The sequence below is a fragment of the Streptomyces sp. NBC_01296 genome, from assembly GCF_035984415.1.
Lineage (GTDB): Bacteria > Actinomycetota > Actinomycetes > Streptomycetales > Streptomycetaceae > Streptomyces.
On record NZ_CP130720.1, the window covers coordinates 359,393 to 381,395 of the forward strand.

Genomic DNA, 22,003 nt, shown 5'->3' on the forward strand with positions numbered 1-22,003 from the left:
CGTGGTCGTGACTGCTGGACTGCTCGTGGTGGGCGGCCTGGCGAGGGTCGACCTCGAACCCTTGTCTGTAATGACTGAGCCGGTGGCTCTGGCTTCGAGCGCTTCCGCGTACTGCCCGGCGCCGACAGGCTCACCCGCAGACGGCGGCGGATCACCGTCCGGACCCGGACCAGGGTCCAGCGTTCGTCTTCGAAGCCGTGCGCCGACGGCCCCTTGCCGGGTGGGCTGCACCGTCCCGGGCAGGCGAGATCGCCCACGACCACGGCACGCTCCTGTTCCCGGCCGGTCCGCGTCGTCAACGCCTCTACGCCGGGTGCCGCAGCTTGTCCGGGCGCGGAACCGGCTGACCGCCCGAGGTGTCACCGAGCCCGGCGGTGTCACCGGGCATCTCCAGCCGCTTGCGGCCGCGGCCCGAGCGGATCGCCGACGTGCATGCCTGGAGCCCGGCCCGTCACCCATTCGGTCCAGTGCCGCAAGTCGTGAGGTCCGGCTTCCGTCAGAGACAGGCGGGATCGCGGCCTCGATCGAGCAGACCGGCGTATCTGCGGCGCCAGCGGCTGATCACGGAGCATGAGCGGCGCGTCCCGTCGCAGCCCGACGCCCACTTTGCCCGGATATTATGCATTCGTGATCAGAGCAAGGCGGTCGGGGCGCCGCCGCCCTCTCTATGGCGACCGGTGGGACGCTGCCCTGCTGTCACCGGTCTTCGTTACCGTGCTCATCACTGCTCTGGCGTTCTCCACGCCGAGGGAGTTTGCCTTCAGCCGTCTTCTGCCTGCCGCGCCTGCCCTCGCGGCAGCAATGTGGCCCGTGCTCCCCACGATCTTGCTGGGGGCGTTCTGCCTGCTGGTCATGATCGGCCTGAGCTTCGCCTACACCGACCTGGGGACTGCCTACACGGCGGCTGCGATCATCGCGGTCACCCTGGCGGCCGCATACGCAAGCCATGTCCGACTCCAAAGGGAGGAGACGCTCCTCCACGTCCGGCTCGTCGCCGACACAGCCCAGAAAGTACTGCTGCGCCCACTGCCGCGCCGCATCGCGAATGTCGAGATCGAGTCGCTGTACCTGGCGGCCCAAGAGCAGGCCCGGATCGGCGGCGACTTCTACGAGGCGGTCGACACGCCGTTCGGGGTCCGTCTGCTCATCGGCGACGTACGCGGCAAGGGAATGGCGGCGGTAGGGGCGGCCTCAGCGGTGATCAGCAGCTTCAGGGAGGCCGCGTACGACGAGCCCGACCTGAGGGGCGTCGTCCATCGCCTGGAGGCCAGCATCTCCCGCCACAGCGCCGCGTTCCCCGCTCTGGACCTGCCGGAGCGCTTTGCGACCGCCCTGATCGCTGAGATCCCGCACGGCGGAGGCCGCATCAGCCTCCTCAACTGCGGGCACCCCCCGCCCCTGCTCGTGCGCCGCGGCGAGATCCGCGTCCTGGACCCCACCACGCCCTCTCCACCTCTCAACCTCGCATCGCTCATCGGAGACCACTACTGCGTCGACACCCTCGCCTTCGCTCCGGGCGACCAGCTGCTGCTTTACACAGACGGTGTCACGGAGACCAGGGATCGCGCCGGTGAGTTCTTCCCGCTGCCGGAGTGGATGCGTCGGCAAGGCCCGGCGCCGCCCCGCGAACTGCTCGACCGGCTCCATCGGGCCCTGTTCCACTACAGCGACGGAAGGATGGACGACGACATCGCGGTCCTTGCCGTGCAGTGCACGAGCAACCAGGTCCAAGGGCAGCCCGTGTAGGCGCCGGGAAGCTGTGGTGGGGACCCGCAGGCCGGCCGCCGGGCCCTCCTCGCGGCGCCGGTCCGGGTCGTCGACGCCGATCTCGCACCAGGGCTCGCCGCGCTGGAGCCGGGGCAGGGTGTTCACCCAGACCGCGATGGTGATGCCGTGCACGGCGGCAGTGAGCGCCTGGCGGCGGTTGTCGAGCAGGTGCTCCGCCTGCCCGCCAGGACGACGTGCAGCTGCGGGAAGGCAGGGCTTCGGCGCAGTCGCATGATGCCCGGTTTGTGATCACCGGAGGCCGAGGGGGCGACGGACGTCGCGGGCGTTGCGGCGGAGGCCGGCTGCGATGTCGTTCGGTCTGGCTGCCGGCGTGATCGGATATCGTCCGCGGTCATGGGTGAACTCATAGTGATCAGGCATGGCCAGACCGAGTGGAGCCTTTCAGGCCAGCACGCGGGACGGACCGACGTTCCGCTGACCGACGCGGGTGAGGCCGCCGCCAAGGCGCTCGCCCCCAGGCTGGCCCGGCGCGAACTGGTCGCCGTGTTCAGCAGTCCGCTGAGCCGAGCCATGCGGACCGCCGAACTGGCGGGCCTGACCGGCGCCAGGCCCGATCCAGACCTGTTGGAATGGGACTACGGCGGCTACGAGGGCCTGACCGCGGCGCAGATCCAGGAGACGAGGCCGGGCTGGGACCTGTGGCGGGACGGCGTCGTTCCCGGCGACGTGGCCCATCCCGGCGAGGAACTCCAGCAGGTAGCCGCGCGCACGGACGCGGTGCTGGGCCGGGTCCGGCCGCTGCTCGACGAGGGCGATGTCGCCGTCGTCGCCCACGGCCATCTGGCGCGCCTGCTCACCGTGCGCTGGCTCGGCCTCGACGCCTCCGCCGGCCGACTGCTCGGCCACCCGCACCCCGGCACCCTCAGCTTCCTGGCCACCGAGGACGGGCAGCCCGTCATCTCCGCCTGGAACGTGCCGTAGCGGCGGCTGACTTGGCAGGCAGACACGGTCTTCCAAGATCATGGAGTTCTCGACGCCCCGTGACCTGCTTGGAAGATCGTGCCTGCCGACGCATCATCGCCGATCCCGCGTGCCCTTGACCAGTTCCGCGAGCATCCGCAGCTCGCTCCCGATGAGGTACCCGGGCTGCTGGAGCGTCTGGCCGAGATACCCGACCCCCGTGACCCACGCGGAGTGCGCCATGCCCTCGTCGCGATCCTGGCGCTGACCGCTTGCGCGGTGCTGGCCGGCGCGACGTCGCTGCTGGCGGTCGGCGAGTGGATCGCCGACGCCCCGGCGCACGTGCTGGAACAAGTCGGCGTGCGCGTCGACCCGCTGACCCCGCGTCGGTGCCTGCCGGCGGAGACGACCGCTCGGCGCCTGCTGACCCGGATCGACGGCGACGCTCTGGATCGGTCGGTGGGCCGCTGGCTCGCCGATCGCCGCCCGAGCGGACCGGTTCCGCCGAAGCGCGCGCTCTGGCCGTGGACGGCAAGAGCCTGCGCGGCGCGGCCAAGGCAGGCGGCCGCAAGATCCACCTGCTCGCCGCCCTGGACCACACCACCGGCCTGGTCCTGGCCCAACTGGACGTGCAGGAGAAGACCAGCGAGATCACCTGCTTCCAGCCGCTGCTGGACACATTCGCCGGCCTCACCGGCATGGTCGTCACCAGCGACGCGATGCACACCCAGCGCGAGCACGCCGACTGCCTCCTGGGACGCGGCGCCCACTACATCGTGATCGTCAAGGGCAACCAGAAGATCCGCAAGCAGCTCAAGTCCCTTCCCCGGAAGGCGATCCCCCTGCAGGGTCGCACCCGCGAGGCCGGGCACGGGCGGGGCGAGATCCGCCGCATCAAGGCGGCCACCGTGAACAACCTACTGTTCCCCCACGCCCGCCAAGCCATCCAGCTCAAACGCCGCCGAGTGAACCGCAAGAGCGGCAAGATCACCATCAAGACGATCTACGCGGTCACCAGCCTGCCCGCCAGCCAGGCCTCACCCGCACGGCTCGCCGCCCTGATCCGCGGCCACTGGTCCATCGAGGCGCTGCACCACATCCGTGACGTGACCTTCACCGAGGACGCCCCACAACTCCGCACCGGCAACGCACCCCGGGCGATGGCCACCTGGCGCAACCTCACCATCGGCGCCCTCCGCCTCGCAGGCGTCCACGGCATCGCCGCCGCCCTGCGACGCAACGCCCGCGACCCGCAGCGACCACTCGCCCTCCTCGGACTCACCTGATCCCGAACCGGACATCACGCGACTTCGCCGAGGCCCTGTGCGGGAAGGTCTTGGAGCGGGTGTAGCGGTGGCGCTTCACCATGACGGTGGTCCGTGCCGGAACGATTTCGAGAAGACGCGTAAGGGTGTGGTTCACGATGGTGGCCTGTGTTGGGGCCAGCGTTTGGGTCGAGGTCGGCCCCGTGGACGCGCAGACGCGCCGTCAGCCCTGGGGCCTTGACCCAAGGCCGGGTAGTTAGCGTTTTCGCAGGTCACGCAAGCCCGTTGAGGGATTCTCGACGTGGAGCAGGGGAAGGGTCACGGTCCCGGGTCGGTGCTCGAAGGTCCATGACCAGCCACTCGTCCAGCTCGGGGTCGTAGACGTTCTGGACGCCGAACTGCAGCACCTGCCAGAAGGTGCCGCGGTCGTTCTCGTCGACGTAGATGTCGCCCAGCGCGAGCGGCACACGGGGGTGGTTTCCGGGGGGGCAGTTGCGGGAAGACCACGCCCGCCCTCCAGTGGTTCACGTGCCTCTGCGGGGTGCGCCGTAGCGTCTCCCGCCCAACGAAACGGGCGTTCTCGAGCTCCTGGATCAACGCCTCCGGGTTGAAGCCCGGGGCGCGAGCAGGGATGCTCGTTCAGGCCGGGCCACTTGTATGTCAGCGTGTAGAGCGTGTCGCGGTAGATCAGGTTCGTGAATCAGATCGGGTACTGCCGGCCCCCCGCGGTCATCTGGCTGTCGCGGTCCCTCCCCTCCCCTCCCCTCCCCTCCCCTCCCCTCCCAGGTGAACGGCACCGTGATATCCAGGTCACGTACGATCCACTTGCCCTGCCGCGGAAGTCGCGGGGCAGGCGGGGCGGCAGCGGCTTCGTGGAGGCTTCCTGCCGCACGGCCACGGTCCCGAACGACGGCGCGATCCCGTCCCGGGCACGGCGGCGGCCGGGGGCGGAGCCGCCCGGACGAGGGCGGCCACTCCGGCGAGAGCAGCCGACGCGACCGTCCAGCGTGTGCCTTCGAACCCATGGTCTCCCTCGGCTGTCGTGTCAGGCGCCGTCATGACGCGAGGACAGTCACGGAGATACTGGGACACCGTCCCCGGAATTTTAGATTCCGAAGCCGGCGGGTACGGGGCTTGAAACAGTGGCGCGCGGTTCGGACACGACAGTCATCCAGGGCTGCTGAGGCGGCAGCGCGTCGTGCAGCTCCTCCACGCCCTCGCAGTCTGACCGACATACCGTTGGTGTCCGTCGAAGCGGAGCAGACTCCGGTCGTGGTGCGCGTGCAGCTCGGAGTCCGCCGCCTGGTCACCAATTCACCTACGGCTCCGGCCGGTCACCTGGCGCCGGCCGGGCTCCGCATCGTGGATACCGCGCCTCATCGGGGGAAGTGTCCTCGGATCGGAACGGTCGTCGAAGGGACTGACGAGATGCGTGCTCTGACCTTCATTGTCGGTACGGGGCGCAGTGGGTCAACCGCGCTGTCGGGCATCCTCAACGCGCATCCGGACGTGCTCAGCCTGAACGAGCTGCTGTCGTCGGTGCAGAGCCGGGGCTTCCCCGAAGGCCTCCTCGGCGGCGCAGAGTTCTGGCGGCTCCTGGCCGATCCCAATCCCCTGTTCGAGCGGATGATCCTCAACGGGGTGCCCATGCCGGAATTCGTCTACACGCGCCGTCCCGGGCGCTTCGCGACCGAGACCACCGGTATTCCCGCCCTGTCCCTGATGGTCCTCCCGCACCTGACCGAAGATCCGGACGGCCTGTTCGACGAACTGGAGAAGCAGGTGCGCGCCTGGCCCGAGCGGACCGCCGCCGGACATTACGAGGCTCTGTTCGACCTGTTGTGCGAGAAGTTCGGGCGTACGGCCGTGGTCGAGCGGTCGGGATTCTCACTGGAGCGGGTGCCGCTGCTGCGGAGGAGCTTCCCGCAAGCACGCTTCGTCCACCTGTTCAGGGACGGGCCCGACTGCGCCCTGTCCATGAGCCGGCACACGGGATACCGGCTCATCTTCCTGCTGCGGGAGATCCTCGCCCGGACCGGCGCCGAGCGCGTCGAGGACCTGACCGAGGAGCAAGTCCGCTCTCTGCCGCCCGAGCTGTCGCCGCTGCTGACCGAGCGGTTCAACGCCGCACTGGTACTGGACCGCGATCTGCCGGCGGCGGGCTTCGCGGCGCTGTGGTCGGAGCTCGTCGTACGGGGGGTGGCCCGTCTCGAGGACGTGCCCGCACCGATGCGGACCACGCTCTCCTACGAGGACCTCCTCGATGATCCCCGCCGGGAACTGACGCGTCTGGCAGGCTTCATCGGCGTCGAGCCGCTCCCGCGATGGCTCGACACGGGGACCGCGCGCCTGGACGGCAGCCGGCGGGGCGCCTCCCGGCGGCTGCCCGCGGCCGAACTCGAGGCGCTACGGGAGGGATGCGCCCTCGGGGAACGGGCCCTGACCTGCGCACAGGGGTGGTAGTGCCGCCAAACAGCCGCCACGCGACGGCCGGCATGCGCCGGAGGCAACCGGCGTTGCTCCAAGAGGAGTGAGTACAGCTACTCATGACGGACGCTCGGCAGTGGCCGAGGATGAGCGGTGTCAGCTCAGCGCCATCCGAACGAGGCCGCCCATGCTCAGCCGAATCGCCGCCGCCACCGTACCCGCGTTCGGAAAACTGACCGTCACCTCCGAGGGCGAGACCGGTCCCGGCGCCGGCAGCATCCTGGTGGCCAACCACTCTTCGCTCGCCGATCCGGCCGTCGTGATCGCGGCGCTGCGGCGGTACGGGGTCGAGCCTGTCGTGATGGCCGCCGCAGGCCTGTGGCGGATACCGCTGCTGGGCGCGGCGCTGCGCCGCGAGGGGCACATCGCCGTCCATCGTGGCAGTGCCCGCGCCGGCGAATGCCTGGACGCCGCCGCCGCTGTACTCGCGGCCGGGCACTGCGTCCTGCTCTACGGCGAGGGTCGACTGCCGGGACACGCCGACTCGGGCGAAGCCGCGCCCGGGCCCTTCCGCAGCGGACCGGCCCGACTCGCTGCCGCGACCGGGGCGCCTCTCGTGCCGGTGGGCCAGGCGGGCGCGCGCAGACTGTGCTCCGGCGGGCCGGTCAAGCAGCTCGCCGGCGCCGTGACCGCGCCACTGAGGCGGCCGGGCCTGCACGTGCACATCGGCGCACCGGTGCACCTTTCCGGCCCGGTTCCGGAAGCGACGCTCCGTATCCGGGCCGCCGTCGCCGCCGCCTGGGAGACCGCCGTCCTCACCCAGAGCGGACGACGGCAGGCGGGTCACCCATAGGCCGTCAGACGCACTGCGAGACCGGCCGGAACGGTTCCAGGGCCCGAACGCGCTTGCAGTTCAGGGTGCCGTGACACCGGCGGCGGACGGTGTGCGGAGGTCCCCGCGCCGAGGTGGCGCGGGGACCGGCGGGTGCGGGACGGAGCCCGGTCAGAAGACCTCGCCGTCGGTCTTCAGTTCCAGCCGGACGTTGGTGTCCGCGGTGCCATTGTTGGTCGCACAGGCGGTGTAGTAGCCAGCGCCGGGAAAGGTGCCCCATACCGTGCGCAGGTCGGCGGCCCAGTTGGTCACCAGGCCCGGCGAGCCGGTGCCGGGGACCGTCACGCCGTTGTACTGGAGCTTGAACTTCGCGCCCTGGCCCGATGCCTTGCCATCGGCACGGACCTGGTAGGAGGCGTACTGCTGGATGCAGCGCTGCTCGCCCGGGTGCAGCGTGCCGCCGAAGAACTGACTGGCCGAGGCCGGGCCGGCGCTCGCGAGGAGCGCCGCGGCGCAGACCGCAGCGACCGATGCGGCAGCAGTGAGCCGCAGGCTGGTACGGCGCCGGACGGTACGGGCCGGAGCCGTCGAGGCGGAAGCGGCGGACGTCGCGGATGTTGCTGCTGCGGGCATGTTGCTGGACATGGAATCTCCTCTGGGTGACTGTTCGGCTGCACGTACGTGCTGAGCGGCCGGAAATGCGGTGCCGTACGGCCGGTCGGGGGCGGTGGGCGCGGCCGGTGCCGGCCCGTGGCTCCTCGGCCTCCCCGGCACTGCCCACGGTAGGAGCGACCGCTGTCCGTCCGACACGCCGGAAGATGACCGACTTCCGCTCGAATTCCGCTCGTTGCGCCCGCTGTCGGTCCGGCCGGTGGTATCACCGTTCCCGTGGGGGGACAGCAGGCACCGCTGAGGATGGCCGACCGCTTTGCCGCGGCCCGGGCCAAGGGCTTCGTAGGACGTCAGGCAGAGGTCGAGGCCTTCCGTCGTATCCTGGCGGACGGGCACGGCGCGGTGGTCCACGTGCACGGCTCGGCCGGGATCGGGAAGTCCACGCTGCTGCACCACTTCGCGTGGCTGGCCACTCGCGTAGGCCGGCCGGTGACCGTCATCGCACACGAACCGGCCGAATCGGCCTACGGCAAGGCAACCGGTGACGTGTCGGCGCCTGCGCACGTGGCCCCCGGCAGCCTCGTCGTGGTCGATGTTCCCGGCGCAGTGCCGGCCGCCGAAGGGCTTCTCGCCCACCTGCCCGACGACAGCGTGCTGGCCCTCGCCGACCGCGAGCCGCCGCCGCTCGCCTGGCGGACCGACCCCGCCTGGCTCGGCCTCCTCCATTCCATGCCGCTCGCCCCTCTGGATCCCGTGGACGCCGCAGAACTCCTGACCCGGCGCGGCGTACCGGAGGCAGAGCATCCGAGCGTCCTGGCGTTCACCCACGGCCATCCGCTGGCGCTCGCCCTCATGGCCGACGTGCGGGTCCACGGCTCCCGCGGGAACACCAGCCCGGCCTCACCACCCCGCGTGGTGAACACGCTGCTCGCAGCGCTGCTCGACGTGGTGCCCACGCCGCGGCACCGTGCGGCCCTGGAGGCCTACGCCCAAGCCCTTGTCACCACTGAGCCACTGCTCGCAGCGCTCGTGGGCGTGCCCGACGCGAGTGACCTGTTCGAGTGGCTGTGCACACTGTCGATCACCGAGTACGGCAGCCGCGGGATCCACCCCCACGACCTCGCCCGATCCGTTCTCGACACCGAACTCGGCTGGCGCCATCCGGCCCGCAGGGCCGAGCTGCGCCGCCGCGCGAGTACGTACTACCAGCAGCTCTTCGCCGACGGCGACCGGGCGCGCCAGCGCGCCGTCCTGGCCGATTTCGCCTATCTGCACCGCGACAGCCCGCTGGTCGGGCCCCTCTTGGCGCCGGTCACCGCTGCCGCGGGTGCCGGTTCCACACACCTCGACGCCCTGTCGATCACGGCGACCGAGAAGAATGAACTCCCGGCGCTCCTCGCCATGGCCGGACGCCACGAGGGGCCGGAGTCCGCCCGGCTGCTGCGTGGCTGGTGGGCCCATCCGGCCGCCACTTGGGCCACCGTACAAGCAGAGGGCCCGCCGCCCTCCCCCGCGGGCTTCTACATCCTGCTCGCCCTCGGCGCCGAGGACCTTGACGACCCGGCCGTCACCGCGGACCCGGCCGCCGCGGCCGCCGTCGGCTGGCTCGCCGGCCACGGCGGATTGCGCGCGGGCGAGCATGCCCTGCTGGTACGCGCCTGGCTGGCCCGGGACACGTACCAGGACGTCTCCGCCGTCCAGACCCTCATCACCCTGCGGCTGACCCACCACTACCTCACCGCGGAGCAGCCGCCCGCGCTCACCCTCCTCCCCTTCGCCGACCCGGAGTTCTGGGCCGACGGCTGCGCCTACACGGACTTCGACCGTCTGCCGCAATCCGACTTCACCGTCGGCGGCCGCTCGTACGGAACGTACGTCCACGACTGGCGCCGTACACCCCCTCTGGCCTGGCTGAGCCTGCTCTGCGAACGGGAGTCGGCGGCCGACCCGCTGGCGGTGGCGGCGCCCGACGAACCCGGCGGGACGCTGCGTGTACTCGACGCCGAGACCTTCGCCGCCGGAGTTCGCGAGGCCCTGCGCGGGATGGGGCGGGTCGGCGGACTGCGCGGCTCGGTCTTGCTGCGCTCACGCGCGGTCGCGTCCAGGGCGGGGCAGGGCGCGGAGCCGGACGAGCTGGCCAGCGCCTTGTCCGCCCTGCTAAGGGAGACGGCCGCCGAGCTCCAGACGGCCCCACACGACCGGCGTTCCCACCGGGCGCTCCACCACACCTATCTCCAGCCGGCGGGCACCCAGCAGCGTGCGGCGGACCTGCTCGGCCTGCCGATGTCCACGTACCGCCGCCACCTTGCGGCGGGGGTGGACCGGCTTACGGAGGAACTGTGGCGGCGTGAACTCGACAGCTGACCGGCGGATGTCGTACCTGCCCGGGCAACGGACCGCGGAGCGCAGCGCGGGCGCGCGCTGCGCACGTCGCGCATCGGTTCAACCAGGTGCATACGCAAGTTGTCCCACACGAGCACGATCGAGCCGCCGAGCTGAATGTGGGCCCTGACCAGCAGGTCGCGCACGTCGCGCCAGCCGATGCCCTTCGGCTCGCCCTTGCGCCCCCGGTACTCCCGGACCGAGTAGAACATCCGGGACCGCTTCCCCGGCTTGTAGCAGGTCAGCCCGGCCATGGACACCCGTCCCGAACCCCGGCCACGGACCCGGACCACCGGCGTAGAGGCCTTGCGTCCCCAGCTCCTCCCGCGCGGCGGCGTCATCGACTGCCCGGCTTCGTCCTCGAAGACGATCCAGCCGTTGCACGCCGCCGCGGTGCCGCTTCAGCAGCAGCCAGGTGCCCCCCACCGTGAACCTCACGTGGAACAGCCGGCCGATCAGCGTCTTGATCCGCGCCAGTGTCCACCGCTGGTCGGCCCAGCCGTGGACCAGCGGCCCGCGTCCCAACTCCGTTCCAGCCTGGCGATCTGTTTCTCGTTGAGCCTCGGTCGCCCAGGCGATCCCTTCGACAGGACCCCCGCTTCGCCGCGCTCGCGCCACTGGCGGCGCCACCGCTCCACGGACTGCTCGCTGACCCGCAGCGCGGCAGCAATCTCCCTGTTCTTCTGCCTGTCTTCGAAGCGTTCCACGGCCTGAAGCCGGACGCGCTCCCGCGCGGCTCTCCCGGCGTCGGTCAACCCGCCGCCCTATGCGTATCTGACGGTCCACGGCTACCGAAGCGGACCGGCCACCGTCAGGCGAACGGCTCCGACATCACCCAATCAAGTTCAGTAGTGCTGCTCCGCGGAAGTTCGTGGACGGGTGTTGATCAGACTGTCTCCTTGAGCGGGGTGCCGTCGTATGTCCAGCGGAAAGGCTTGGCGGTCTCGTTGCGGGCGATGATGTAGCGGTCCATCTTGTCGATGAGGTCGTCGCGGCCGGCGAAGTCGCCGTGCCGTAGGGGCGGCGCGCCGGCAGGCGCAGGGAGCTGGTGGGTTCAGCAGCCCGTGGCGGTGGTGGTTTCGTTGGGGAGGGTGATGCAGACGCACTTGTGGGGCGAAGCCGCGGTTGTGTAGCGCGGGTTGGGGTTCCGGGTTCAGGGGAGCAGGTGGGAGGCCAGGTCGCGGACGGTTGCCATGTCGCTGAAGGGGAGCAGGTCCTCGCCGACGATCTGGTGCGGTTCGCTGCCCTTTCCGGCGATCAGGACGATGTCTTCGGGCTGAGCCGCGGACAGTGCGAGGGCGATGGCCCGGCGGCGGTCGGGGGAGCGTTCGTAGGGTGTGCCGGTGGCCTCGATGCCGGGGGCGATCTGGTCCAGGATCGCCTCGGGGTTTTCGGTGCGGGGGTTGTCCGAGGTCAGGACGCACAGGTCGGAGTGGGTGCCGGCGATGCGGCCCATGTCGGCTCGTTTGGTGGTGTCGCGGTCCCCGCCGCAGCCGAAGACGGTGATGACCCGGCCCCGGGCGAAGCCGCGGATGGCGGTGAGGACCTTGTCGAGGGAGTCGGGCGAGTGCGCGTAGTCCACGATCACCGAGGTGCCGGCGGGGGTCACGAAGCGCTCGAACCGGCCCGGTACGGGCGGCATCTGGGCGAGCGCGGCGACCAGTCCGTCCAGGTCGTGCCCCAGTACGCGGCAGGCCGCGACGGCCGCCAGTGCGTTGGAAACGGAGAAGCGGCCAGGGACCGGGATCGCCGCCGGGTACGCCCGGCCGGCGTGGTGCAGCGTGAACCGGGTGCCGGAGGCGTCCGCGATCAGGTCCGTGGCCCGGAAGTCCGCCTCCTCGTCGAGGCCGTAGGTCGTCACCGCGTCCGGCATCATCGCGCGGATGCCGGCTCCCACGGCGTCGTCCACGTTGACCACCGCGTGCCGGCACAGCCCCTGGAACAGCCGCAGTTTGGCGTCCGTGTAGTGGGTCATCGTGCCGTGGTCGTCCAGGTGGTCCTGCGTCAGGTTGGTGAAGACGCCTACGTCGACGAAAGTCCTGTCCATCCGGTACGTCTGAAGGGCCATCGAGGTGGCCTCCAGCACCACACTGCCGGTGCCCTGGTCCCGCATGCGGCCCAGGAGGTACTGCAGGTCGGGCGATTCCGGTGTGGTCAGCACCGAGGGCGGCATCGGGATCACCTCGTCGCCGATCCGGCTGCCCGCCGTACCGATCACGCCCACCGAGGCGCCCTCGGAGATCCTCAGCAGCGACTCGAACATGTAGGAGATGGAGGTCTTCCCGTTGGTCCCGGTGACGGCCACCAGGTCCATGTGCCGGCCCGGCTCGCCGAAGTAGCGGGAGGAGACGACCGCGGCCGCCTTGCGGGTGTCGGGCACCCGTACGACGCACACTGCGGGCAGCAGCTCCCGTCCGGGGGACGCGGCGGCGGCTCCCGCCGCGTCGACGAGCACCGCCACCGCCCCGCGCGCGAGCGCCGCACTGATGGAGGCGGGGCCGCCGCCGCGGTGGCCGGGTACGGCGATGAAGAGCGAGCCCGGCACCACCCGGTCGACGTCGAAGGTGGTGCCTGCGGTGATCCCCGTCGATTCGGTGTCGCCCTGGATGACGTAGTGCTCATGGCCGGTCAACAACCCGCTCAACTTCACGGTGGTCCCTTCGGAGATGGCTACGGCCTGGCGTGCGGCCCTCGCCTGGCGGCAGCGCCGACGGAGCGTCGGGACTGCGGTGGTGGGGTGGGAAGGGCGATGCGTCCCCCTCGAGGCGCCGGGGGCCGAACGGGGCGCGGTGATCAGCCCGGGCTGCCGGGGCGGGGCCCCGTCGCGAAAGGTGGTGCGGTGGGAGAGAGGCCCGGGCGCGCTGCGGAAGCGCTAGCCGTGACCGTGCAGGACGCCGCGGCCGACCGTGGGGGCCTGGCCGTCAGCGGCGGTCCGGGGGCTGACGCCCGTCCGGACCGCGGAGGCCGCACGCGCGGCAGGGGCGGCCTGCGGCAGGCACTCTCCCGTGACGCGTCGTGTGCGGTTCATAGGCCGAGTGTACGTGCGCTCGCGTGACCCGTACGCCGCATCGGCTCGTCGGCCGCGAAGGTCCACCGCTGCGCGCGGCGTCCGGCATCCACGAGCGCCTGCGGACGGGGGCCGTATTGAGGCAGGCGGCGCTGGCGGCCGGGATCCGGCCCGAGGCGGATGAAGCAGAGCGGGGGCGGCGCCGAGGTGCTCCTGAGTGCTCCCGGTGACCTGCCGCCGCTGCTCATGCTGGACCGCCTGTGCCGCCGGCGCAGAGAAGCCCGAGTGATCGCCGTCGTGAGCGGGCCGCGGTCGGCGGTCGTCTGGGTCCGTATCAGTGGCAGCACCCGTGCCCCGGACACCGGGTACACGATGACCGTCACCTGCGACGAGTCCGTCGGCCCAGTCGAGCTGTACGCGTCCGCGCTCTACGGATGGGTGTCGTGGTGGCATGAGACCGTCCTGGAGCTGAGGGGCGGGAGAGTGGACGGAGAGATGTCGCCGGTGCAGATGCGGGAGCTGCCGTCGCCGCCCGACACGCTGGACATCGTGGCGGCGTGGAGGCCCTACCGGGTCCGCGTCAGTGACATCCACTGCGAGACCCGACACCAGCTGCCGCCCGAGCCTGCCAAGCCCTACAGCCTTGAACCCGACCCGGAGTGAACTGCGCCGGGTGGCTTCCGAGGCTGCGAAAGCCCAGGCCCACCTCGCCTTCGTGTACGCCTTCACCAACCCCAAAACGGGCCGACGGCGAAATCGCCCCGCCGAGCAGCTCTTGGCCGGACTCCAATATGGAGGGCGCGCATCGGCCGGCACACCACGGCGAGCAGGATGTTCACCCGCCTGCTACGAGACGAACCGTGCCGTGCTGTTTCCCTGGTGAACTTGCCCGCCCGGCCGGGTGAGTTCGAGGTCAGGGCCCTTTCGTGCGGCGGGAGGGGCGACTGCAAGGCAGGGCGTGATCAAGAAACTGGTGCGTGGTCTGTCCGCGCCCGCTCTGACTGTCCTGCCGCTGTTCGGCGGAGTTTCATCTGCCTGGCGCCGTTGGCGTCGGCCCTGCCCTGACTCCGACGCCGGTCTCGGCCTCCGCCTTCCCTGCTCCGGGTGTGCCGGGTGTCCGTGCTCCGCTGTCGTTGCTCGAAGCGATTGATCAGCTTCCGGTCGTTGAGGAGCAGCGGGCCGGGTGCAAACGGGATCTGCACAAGCATTGGGCCAAGGGCCTGAACTCGGGCGACGGCTGTGACATCTGCAAGGAGGTGATCCTGGCGGAGGCGGTCGTGGCTCCGCTGGTGGAGACGGGCTGCAAGCTCACCGGCGGCTTCCGGCGCAGCGCGTACGACGACGTGGTCGTCACGGACGCGGCCCGCCTCGACGTGGATCATTTTCGTGCCGTTGGCAGAGGTGGACTCGGATGGCTACGGGTGGGATGCAGCCCGGCGTCAGGCGTACGCGAACGACCCGGCGTCTGCGGACACCCTGATCGCGTTCTCCGCCGCCTCGAACCGGTCCAAGGCGGACAAGGACTCGGCGGAGTGGCTGCTGTCGGACGGCTCGTACCACTGCACCTACGCGGCCCTGGGTGGGGACGAAGCTGCGCTGGGGCCTGTCCGTGGATGAGACCGAGCGCCAAGCCCTGCTGGGGCTGGCGGAGGACTGCCCCACCACCAACGTCGTCTACGACAACCGCAACGAGACCGCGGAACCCTTCCGCTGGACCCTGCAAGGGCACCCCGCTCAAGGAGACGACCTGACCAACGCCCCTCCACGAACCTTTGGGGCGCAGCACGGGTTCACCTGCCGTTTACCGCCCTGGCGGCGGCTTCGGGCCCTGGCGTTCCCAACCGGGAGAGCGGATTTCCAGACCGATGTCCGGATTGTGCACCTCCGCCCCGCAGGTGCGGCAGGTCCAGGCCGCGTCCAGCGGATGGTCGGGGTGGTCCGGCCGGTCCGCCGGGTGGTGCCGCAGTACCACCGGGGGCTCCGGGTCCGGGGACAGCCAGCGGTCGCCCCAGGCGAGCAGTGCCTGGGTCAGCGGGGCGAGGTCCCGTCCGGCGTCGGTGAGGTGGTACTCGTAGCGCGGCGGGCGCTCGCTGTAGGGGCGGCGCTCGACCACTCCCGCCGCCTCCAGCGCACGCAACCGGGCGGTGAGGCGGTCCCGCGGCGCGCCGGTGTTGCTGGCGATCCGGTCGAAGCGGTGGTTGCCGTAGAAGAGCTCACGCACGGCGAGCAGCGCCCACTTCTCGCCGAGGACCTGCAGCGCGGCGGCGATGGAGCAGGGGCGGCCCGGCAGCGGGGCGGCGGCGTGACGGTGGGTGGTGTGGCCGGCGGAGCTGTCGGCGATGGGCTGGGTCACTCCACCAGCCTGCCACAGAGGGTTGCGTATTCAAACTCACTTCGCTAGCTTTCCCGGCCATGGAGATAGTTGGAATATCAAACCCAGTGGCCGAGCCCGGCTACCGGGACCGGCCTCACCGCCGCGCCGCGTTCCTGGTGGTCGCCGCCGCGGTCTTCGTCGCGAACCTCGACCTGTTCATCGTCAACGTCGCCCTCCCGGCGATGCAGCAGCACTTCCACGGCAGCAGCCTGGCCACCCTCTCCTGGGTACTGAACGGCTACGCCATCGTCTTCGCCTCGCTGCTGGTCGCCGCCGGGCGGCTGGCGGACCGGGTCGGCCACCGCACGGTGTTCCTCGCCGGGCTGGCCGTCTTCACCGCCGCGTCCGCGCTCTGCGCGCTCGCCCCCACCGTCGGCTGGCTCGACGCCGCCCGGGTGGTCCAGGCGGCGGGCGCGGCCGCGCTGATGCCGACCTCGCTGGCGCTGCTGCTGGACGCCACTCCCCCGGCCGAGCGCCCTGGCGCCATCCGGGCCTGGGCCTCCATCGGCGGGATCGCCGCCGGGCTGGGACCGGTCCTCGGCGGACTGCTGGTCGAGGCCGACTGGCGCTGGGTGTTCATCGCCAACGTCCCGGTCGGCATCGCCGCCCTCGCCGTGGGCGCACGCGTACTTCCCAGGCTGCGCGGCCGGGAGAACGGGCCGCTGCCCGACCTGTTCGGGGCGGGACTGCTCACCCTCGCCATCGCCGCCCTCGCCGTTGCCCTGGTCAAGGGCGACGACTGGGGCTGGGGCTCGGCCAGGGTGCTCGGCGGCCTGCTCGCCGCCCTCCTGCTCGCCGGCGGATTCCTGCGCCGCTCCGCGCGCCACCCGGCCCCGATCATCGAACTGCCGCTGCTGCGCGTGCCCAGCTTCGCCGCGGCCAACACCGCCGCACTGCTGTTCACCGTCGCCTTCGCCGGGATGCTGCTGACCTCGGCCCTGTGGTGCCAGCAGATCTGGGGCTACTCGGCGCTGCGCACCGGACTCGCCATCGCCCCGGGGCCGCTGCTGGTGCCGCCGGTCGCATTGGGCAGCGCCGCGCTGGTGCGCAGGCTGGGACCCGGACGGCTTGCCGCCCTCGGCACCCTGCTGTTCGCCGGCGGCGTCGGCTGGTGGGCCGCCGCCATCGAGGTCCGCCCCGGCTACGCCACCGAACTGCTCCCCGGGATGCTGCTCACCGGCCTGGGCGTGGGGCTGGTGCTGCCCACGCTGATCGGGGCCGCGTCGGCGGCGCTGCCGCCCGCGCGCTTCGCCACCGGATCCGCGGTCACCACGATGGCGCGGCAGATCGGAGCCGTGGTGGGCGTCGCCCTGATGGTCAGTCTGATCGGCACCCCGCACGGGCCCCAGGCCGCACTGGAGGGCTTCCGGCGCGGCTGGACGGCGGTGATCGTGGCGGTGCTGCTGGCCGGCGCGGCCGCCCTGGTACTTGCCGCCGCCCAGCGCAGGGCGGCGGCAAGGTAGCACTCCCCCACTCCCCCGGGCCCGGTGTGCCCCAGTCGCCGCGCGCCATCGGGGATCCCGGAGGCCCCGTGGGCGCGGGTGCACACCGCCAGCACCTGGTTCACGCCGATCTCGTTCTACTCGAGGGCCAGCGCCGAGGCGCCCATGTAGAGCCGCCGGGCGCGGCCCGGCGAGACCAGCCGGACCGCCTCCGCCCAGCCCCTCCACGAACCTTTGCGGCGCAGCACCAGTTAGGGCAGGAGGTCGGCGACGGCGGTACGGATGGCACCGCGGCTGACGTCGTGGTCGCGGGCGAGGGCCGCGATGGACCGGCCTTCGAGGTACGTGGTGCGGACGGTATCGGTCTTCGCGGCAGAGATCGCGGGTCGGCGCCCGCCTTTGCTGCCTTTGGCCTCGGCGGCCCGCAGTCCGTCGTAGGTCAGCTCGCGCTGGAGGTCGCGCTGGAGTTCGCCGGCGGCGACGAGGGTCTGCACCGTGAACTTCACAATGGAGAGCAGCTCTCCGGTGCGCGGGTGGCGCGCGGTGAGGTCCATCGCGGAGAACGCGCCGTCGTGGATGCGCAGGGCGAGGACCTGGACCACCCCGACCACGTGCGCGGCGTCGAGCTGTGGCGGGAGATCGCCACCTGGGTGGTCGCGGACTTCACGGTCGCGTGAGCACTGCCGAGCGGCGACGCGCCGTACTCGGACGGACACGGAACGCGGCTGCGCCGCCGGCCGGGCCCCTGACGGGAACCCCGGCCGGCGGCGCAGTCGAACCCCGGTCTAGCCGATGATGTGGGTGAGAGCCGGGTCGGGCGCGGGCGCCGGGCCCGGCTTGTGCTCGCAATACACCTTGCCCTGGATGAACTTGCAGCCCGGCATGTTCTCCACGTCCCGGACCTGTCGTGCCTGCCCTTCTTACCCTTGCCCTTCTTGTCGTGGTGCTCGGTCTGGCCCGCATGACCACTCGTGGCATGGCCGGTGCGACCGGACGCGACGGCGGTCACACCAACGGTGTGCGTCGCGGGTGCCGCGAATGCACTGGTGGGCAGCAGCGCCACTGCTCCGATGAAGGCGGCAGAGACCGCGAACACGCACAACACTGCTTCCGGAACGTGCGGGTCAGGAGGATTCTCCTGGAGCGAGAGGGCGGCGGAGGGGGTGATTCCAGTAGGCCCGCCGCAGCCGCGGCACGTCACGTCCCCAGATCTCGTCACTTGACAGGCCGGCCACGGGCCGAGAATCGAACACGTGTTGCACACGGACCCTGTCACACGCCCGTGACAGTCGACGGACACCGTCATGACGTCAGAAGCGCAGGATTTTAAACAAGACAAACGGAACATTTCGCCAGATGTCCCACCTGCTTCCGAGGCCGTGAGCAGTGATGACCGTTCCGATCCGTCGGAGGAAATCTCATGAGCCTCACCCTCACCACCCCGATCGTCGAGACCCCCGCACTGACCCTGGCCCCGCGCGAGCAGGAGGCCCTGGAACACATCGCCGCAGGACGTACGTACCTGCAGACCGCCCGCCACATGGGACTCTCGAAGCACACCGTCGACGCCTACCTCCGCCGCATCCGCGCCAAGCTGGGCATCAACACCACCGCGGAACTGACCCGCCTGGCCATCGCCCTCGGCCTGTGACCGCCGGCTAGGACTTGTCCGGTCGATCATGTGACTACTCCACACCCGGGTCGTTGATGTGGACATGGGGCGGGGTGATCTAAGCAATGCCGAGTGGGAACGGCTACGGCCGTTCCTGCCGGTCAGCAACAGGCGCTGTGCCAGGTGGCGGGACCACCGGCAGGTGATCGACGGGATTCGCGGTTCGGCGGCCGGGACGCGGCTCAGTACGTCGGTGTTCCCCGGCGAGAAGACCAGGCCCAGGCCGAGGCCGCCCGTAGCCATGCCGGGGACGTCGGCCCCGTAGCCGATGCGCGGCAGTGTCAGCGCCCATATGAGGGTGCCGAGGGCGGCGATGGCCATGCGGTCAGCAGCAGGGGCCGTGGCCCGGTGGGTCGTACCAGCGTGTGCCGCAGCAACTCCAGCTTCACCAACGGGTCCTGCGATCGCAGTCGGCTGGCGACGAATATTCCCGTGACGAGCAGCTGCTGTACGTCATGACCCCCGGTGAACCCTGCCACCGCAAGGGCACCGAAAGTGACCGTGCCGACGGTGTCGATCAGCTTCGCACCGTCGGGGCGGCCACCGGAAACGGTCGGGGCGAGCGATCCGAGGAAGGCGGCCAGGGCGGCGATGCCAACGGCGGAGGTCCCGAGGTTCGAGGATGGCCTCTCGTCTGTCGAACGATGCGGAAAACCGTGACAGCACAACCGGATCCGGCTGTGGCAGGCCGGTCGCCGGACTCGTCCACTGCATGTCGGCCGTGCCGCCGATCGGATCGCCCTCGGGCAGCGGCCGGTCCTGGAACTCGGCGTCGGGTAGTGGTCGCGGATGAGCTGGACCGCGTCAGTTCCGTGATGGCGACCCGTAGGAGTGGGTCGGGTTCGCCGTGGAGCCGCTGTGCCTGGATGACGCACTGCAGGCCGGATGTGACAGCTAGACCGATCCCAGACCCGGGTCGATGGCGAGGCCCCGGGCGTCAACCCGGGGCCATTGTCTTGCCCACCGGCGACGGGCGGGGGGAATATCTGTACCCGCGGTCTGAGAATTTAACAGACCCCGCGAGGAGACTTTTTGCAACCGGCTGTGGGGCGGAAGTATTTAGCGCAAACAAGCCGCCGCAGCGTGCTACTGTCGATCTCGGTTGCAGTTTTGATACCCAAAATCTTCGAGCATCTCCAGCCGGTCTCCACACCGCCGAGAATGACTTTATATTTCCCGGTCATTTTCCGGGCGGGGCATCATCGCGGCGACACGGTGTCTGCATGGCGTGGATTCCGGTGTACTGTCTCGAGGAGATATGACATGGCTACTGGCACCGTGAAGTGGTTCAACGCGGCAAAGGGATTCGGCTTCATCGAGCAGGACGGTGGCGGCGACGACGTGTTCGCCCACTTCTCGAACATCTCGGCCGCAGGCTTCCGTGAGCTGCTCGAAGGCCAAAAGGTGACTTTCGACGTCGCGCAGGGCCAGAAGGGCCCGACGGCCGAGAACATCGTTCCCGTCTGACGCTGACGCGTACTTCGCAGCTGGGGCCCGCATCCCTCGGGGTGCGGGCCCCAGCTGCACGTATTTCCCCGCAGTGGTTCCCGCCTGCGGACGCATGCTTCACGGTTGCGGCCTCCTGGTCTCCACGAGGCCGCCCTCTTCGACCGGCTCCCCGGATTTCCCATCCACCCGACGCCGCCCCTTCAGCACCGGCACCCGTACGGATTTCCCGCGGGCCGGCCGCGCTTTCGTATTCCATTCGGCCCGTTCTCGTAATTCTCTGCGCCCCTCTTGTGCTGCGGGAGTTCCTTGATGCGTGCCGCGTCAAGGAAGGTGAGGTTCTGAATGAACCCCGCACGCAGGAACGAACGCTCCTCCCGAACCCGCACCCGCACCGCCGGACCCGCTTTCGGTTCGGCCGCCCCGAGGCGTTCCGGAACTCCGAGCCGTCCGGGCGGCCGCGGCCGCCGGCCCGCCGCGGTCCAGGGCGAGTTCGCCCCGCCCGAGACGATCACCCCCGCACTGCCCGCGGTCGACGCCTTCGCCGACCTGGACATGCCCGGGGAGCTGCTGGCCGCCCTCGGCGCGGAGGGCGTGACCGTGCCCTTCCCGATCCAGGGCGCCACCCTGCCCAACACCCTGGCCGGCCGTGACGTCCTCGGCCGCGGCCGTACCGGCTCCGGCAAGACCCTCGCCTTCGGCCTCGCCCTGCTGGCACGCACCGCCGGGCAGCGCGCCGAACCTCACCAGCCGCTCGCACTGGTCCTCGTACCGACCCGCGAGCTGGCCCAGCAGGTCACCGACGCCCTCACCCCGTACGCCCGCTCGGTCAAGCTGCGACTGGCCACGGTCGTCGGCGGGATGCCCATCGGGCGCCAGGCCGGCGCGCTGCGCGGAGGCGCGGAGGTCGTCGTGGCCACGCCGGGCCGGTTGAAAGACCTCATCGACCGCGGTGACTGCCGGCTGAACCAGGTCGCGATCACCGTCCTGGACGAGGCCGACCAGATGGCCGACATGGGCTTCATGCCGCAGGTCACAGCCCTCCTGGACCAAGTACGGCCCGAGGGCCAGCGGATGCTGTTCTCCGCGACCTTGGACCGCAACGTGGACCTGCTGGTGCGCCGCTACCTGACCGACCCGGTCGTGCACTCCGTCGACCCGTCCGCCGGCGCGGTGACGACGATGGAGCACCACGTGCTGCACGTCCACGGCGCCGACAAGCAGCGGATGACGACGCAGATCGCGGCGCGCGAAGGCCGGGTCATCATGTTCCTGGACACCAAGCACGCCGTCGACCGCCTGACCGAACACCTGCTCAGCAGCGGAGTACGAGCCGCCGCGCTGCACGGCGGGAAGTCCCAGCCCCAGCGCACCCGGACCCTCGCCCAGTTCAAGACAGGCCACGTCACCGTGCTGGTCGCGACCAACGTGGCGGCGCGCGGCATCCACGTCGACAACCTCGACCTCGTCGTGAACATCGACCCGCCGACCGACCACAAGGACTACCTCCACCGCGGCGGCCGTACCGCCCGCGCCGGCGAGTCCGGCAGCGTCGTCACCCTGGTCACCGCGAACCAGCGCCGCGACATGACCCGTCTGATGGCCACCGCCGGGATCACCCCGCAGACCACCCAGGTCCGCCCGGGCGAAGCGGCACTACACCGCATCACCGGCGCCCAGGACCCTTCCGGGATTCCGGTCACCATCACCGCACCGGTGACCGAGCGGCCCCGGCGCAGCAGCGCCTCCCGCGGCCGACGAAAGCCCCTCCCGGCTGCCCGGCGCATGAACGGGCGGCAGTCCTCCTTCGACGCGGCGGCCTGAGAACCACTTGATCAGGAAACTGACCCACCTCT

19 protein-coding genes and 4 pseudogenes are annotated in these 22,003 nt (G+C 70.8%); 14 read left to right on the top strand and 9 right to left on the bottom strand.

Going from position 1 to position 22,003, the window contains the following annotated elements; genetic code table 11:
* Window positions 1–810 precede the first annotated feature (810 nt).
* Window positions 811–1,746, top strand: coding sequence for a PP2C family protein-serine/threonine phosphatase (locus OG299_RS01735; protein ID WP_442817472.1), 936 nt, complete (start codon window positions 811–813; stop codon window positions 1,744–1,746).
* A 375-nt stretch (window positions 1,747–2,121) separates the two neighbouring features.
* Window positions 2,122–2,709: a histidine phosphatase family protein gene (locus OG299_RS01740; protein WP_327360148.1), complete on the top strand. Its 588-nt coding sequence runs from the start codon at window positions 2,122–2,124 to the stop codon at window positions 2,707–2,709.
* A gap of 93 nt (window positions 2,710–2,802) precedes the next feature.
* On the opposite strand, the gene OG299_RS01745 is transcribed toward OG299_RS01740, so the two are convergent.
* Window positions 2,803–2,931, bottom strand: coding sequence for a hypothetical protein (locus OG299_RS01745; RefSeq protein WP_327360149.1), 129 nt, complete (start codon window positions 2,929–2,931; stop codon window positions 2,803–2,805).
* Here OG299_RS01745 and OG299_RS01750 point away from each other — a divergent pair.
* Together OG299_RS01750 and OG299_RS01755 are read left to right on the top strand one after the other, a co-directional pair.
* Window positions 2,923–3,102 (top strand): annotated as a pseudogene (locus OG299_RS01750) (transposase family protein); the annotation flags it as partial. The gene OG299_RS01745 and the pseudogene OG299_RS01750 sit on opposite strands and share 9 nt — an antisense overlap.
* Window positions 3,103–3,212: 110 nt before the next feature.
* Window positions 3,213–3,974, top strand: coding sequence for an ISAs1 family transposase (locus tag OG299_RS01755; protein WP_327360150.1), 762 nt, complete (start codon window positions 3,213–3,215; stop codon window positions 3,972–3,974).
* Window positions 3,975–4,225: 251 nt separating this feature from the next.
* Here OG299_RS01755 and OG299_RS01760 read toward each other — a convergent pair whose 3' ends face one another.
* Complete coding sequence (locus tag OG299_RS01760) at window positions 4,226–4,420, bottom strand: hypothetical protein (protein WP_327360151.1); 195 nt, start codon at window positions 4,418–4,420, stop codon at window positions 4,226–4,228.
* A gap of 961 nt (window positions 4,421–5,381) precedes the next feature.
* Between OG299_RS01760 and OG299_RS01765 the strand changes: the two genes are divergently transcribed.
* On the top strand, window positions 5,382–6,416 hold the full coding sequence (locus tag OG299_RS01765) for a sulfotransferase family protein (protein WP_327360152.1): 1,035 nt from the start codon (window positions 5,382–5,384) through the stop codon (window positions 6,414–6,416).
* 151 nt (window positions 6,417–6,567) lie between these two features.
* Window positions 6,568–7,233 carry a lysophospholipid acyltransferase family protein gene (locus OG299_RS01770; protein ID WP_327360153.1) on the top strand — a complete coding sequence of 222 codons (666 nt, stop codon included), beginning with the start codon at window positions 6,568–6,570 and terminating at the stop codon, window positions 7,231–7,233.
* Between the two features lie 150 nt (window positions 7,234–7,383).
* Here the strand turns inward: OG299_RS01770 and OG299_RS01775 are convergent, their stop codons facing one another.
* The gene (locus tag OG299_RS01775) at window positions 7,384–7,857 is read right to left on the bottom strand and encodes a hypothetical protein (RefSeq protein WP_327360154.1); all 474 of its coding nucleotides are present in this window, start codon (window positions 7,855–7,857) and stop codon (window positions 7,384–7,386) included.
* 243 nt (window positions 7,858–8,100) lie between these two features.
* Here OG299_RS01775 and OG299_RS01780 point away from each other — a divergent pair, with 243 nt between their 5' ends.
* The gene (locus OG299_RS01780) at window positions 8,101–10,188 is read left to right on the top strand and encodes an ATP-binding protein (protein ID WP_327360155.1); all 2,088 of its coding nucleotides are present in this window, start codon (window positions 8,101–8,103) and stop codon (window positions 10,186–10,188) included.
* Window positions 10,189–10,253: 65 nt separating this feature from the next.
* Here OG299_RS01780 and OG299_RS01785 read toward each other — a convergent pair.
* The 3 genes and pseudogenes from OG299_RS01785 to OG299_RS01800 all read right to left on the bottom strand — a co-directional run.
* A pseudogene (locus OG299_RS01785) lies at window positions 10,254–10,961 on the bottom strand (helix-turn-helix domain-containing protein); the annotation flags it as partial.
* A gap of 398 nt (window positions 10,962–11,359) precedes the next feature.
* Window positions 11,360–12,856, bottom strand: a complete 1,497-nt coding sequence (locus OG299_RS01795; protein ID WP_327360158.1) for a UDP-N-acetylmuramoyl-L-alanyl-D-glutamate--2,6-diaminopimelate ligase — start codon at window positions 12,854–12,856, stop codon at window positions 11,360–11,362.
* Between the two features lie 222 nt (window positions 12,857–13,078).
* Window positions 13,079–13,234 carry a hypothetical protein gene (locus tag OG299_RS01800; RefSeq protein ID WP_327360159.1) on the bottom strand — a complete coding sequence of 52 codons (156 nt, stop codon included), beginning with the start codon at window positions 13,232–13,234 and terminating at the stop codon, window positions 13,079–13,081.
* 159 nt (window positions 13,235–13,393) lie between these two features.
* Here OG299_RS01800 and OG299_RS01805 point away from each other — a divergent pair, with 159 nt between their 5' ends.
* Both OG299_RS01805 and OG299_RS01810 read left to right on the top strand, forming a co-directional pair.
* Window positions 13,394–13,876: a hypothetical protein gene (locus OG299_RS01805; protein ID WP_327360160.1), complete on the top strand. Its 483-nt coding sequence runs from the start codon at window positions 13,394–13,396 to the stop codon at window positions 13,874–13,876.
* Between the two features lie 723 nt (window positions 13,877–14,599).
* Complete coding sequence (locus OG299_RS01810) at window positions 14,600–14,830, top strand: hypothetical protein (RefSeq protein WP_327360161.1); 231 nt, start codon at window positions 14,600–14,602, stop codon at window positions 14,828–14,830.
* Between the two features lie 184 nt (window positions 14,831–15,014).
* On the opposite strand, the gene OG299_RS01815 is transcribed toward OG299_RS01810, so the two are convergent.
* Window positions 15,015–15,566 carry a winged helix-turn-helix transcriptional regulator gene (locus OG299_RS01815; protein WP_327360162.1) on the bottom strand — a complete coding sequence of 184 codons (552 nt, stop codon included), beginning with the start codon at window positions 15,564–15,566 and terminating at the stop codon, window positions 15,015–15,017.
* An 86-nt stretch (window positions 15,567–15,652) separates the two neighbouring features.
* On the opposite strand from OG299_RS01815, the gene OG299_RS01820 reads away from it, so the two are divergent.
* On the top strand, window positions 15,653–17,050 hold the full coding sequence (locus OG299_RS01820) for an MFS transporter (RefSeq protein ID WP_327360163.1): 1,398 nt from the start codon (window positions 15,653–15,655) through the stop codon (window positions 17,048–17,050).
* A gap of 38 nt (window positions 17,051–17,088) precedes the next feature.
* Here OG299_RS01820 and OG299_RS01825 read toward each other — a convergent pair.
* Window positions 17,089–17,247 (bottom strand): annotated as a pseudogene (locus OG299_RS01825) (SAM-dependent methyltransferase); the annotation flags it as partial.
* Between the two features lie 33 nt (window positions 17,248–17,280).
* Window positions 17,281–17,583, bottom strand: coding sequence for a hypothetical protein (locus OG299_RS01830; protein ID WP_327360164.1), 303 nt, complete (start codon window positions 17,581–17,583; stop codon window positions 17,281–17,283).
* An 866-nt stretch (window positions 17,584–18,449) separates the two neighbouring features.
* Here OG299_RS01830 and OG299_RS01835 point away from each other — a divergent pair.
* From OG299_RS01835 to OG299_RS01850, 4 genes and pseudogenes are all read left to right on the top strand, one after another.
* Entirely contained in the window at window positions 18,450–18,680 is a 231-nt protein-coding gene (locus OG299_RS01835; protein WP_327360165.1) for a response regulator transcription factor, read from the top strand.
* 64 nt (window positions 18,681–18,744) lie between these two features.
* Window positions 18,745–18,858 (top strand): annotated as a pseudogene (locus OG299_RS01840) (transposase); the annotation flags it as partial.
* A gap of 1,106 nt (window positions 18,859–19,964) precedes the next feature.
* Window positions 19,965–20,168: a cold-shock protein gene (locus OG299_RS01845; protein ID WP_327360166.1), complete on the top strand. Its 204-nt coding sequence runs from the start codon at window positions 19,965–19,967 to the stop codon at window positions 20,166–20,168.
* A 324-nt stretch (window positions 20,169–20,492) separates the two neighbouring features.
* Window positions 20,493–21,971 carry a DEAD/DEAH box helicase gene (locus tag OG299_RS01850; RefSeq protein WP_327360167.1) on the top strand — a complete coding sequence of 493 codons (1,479 nt, stop codon included), beginning with the start codon at window positions 20,493–20,495 and terminating at the stop codon, window positions 21,969–21,971.
* The last annotated feature ends 32 nt before the right edge of the window (window positions 21,972–22,003 follow it).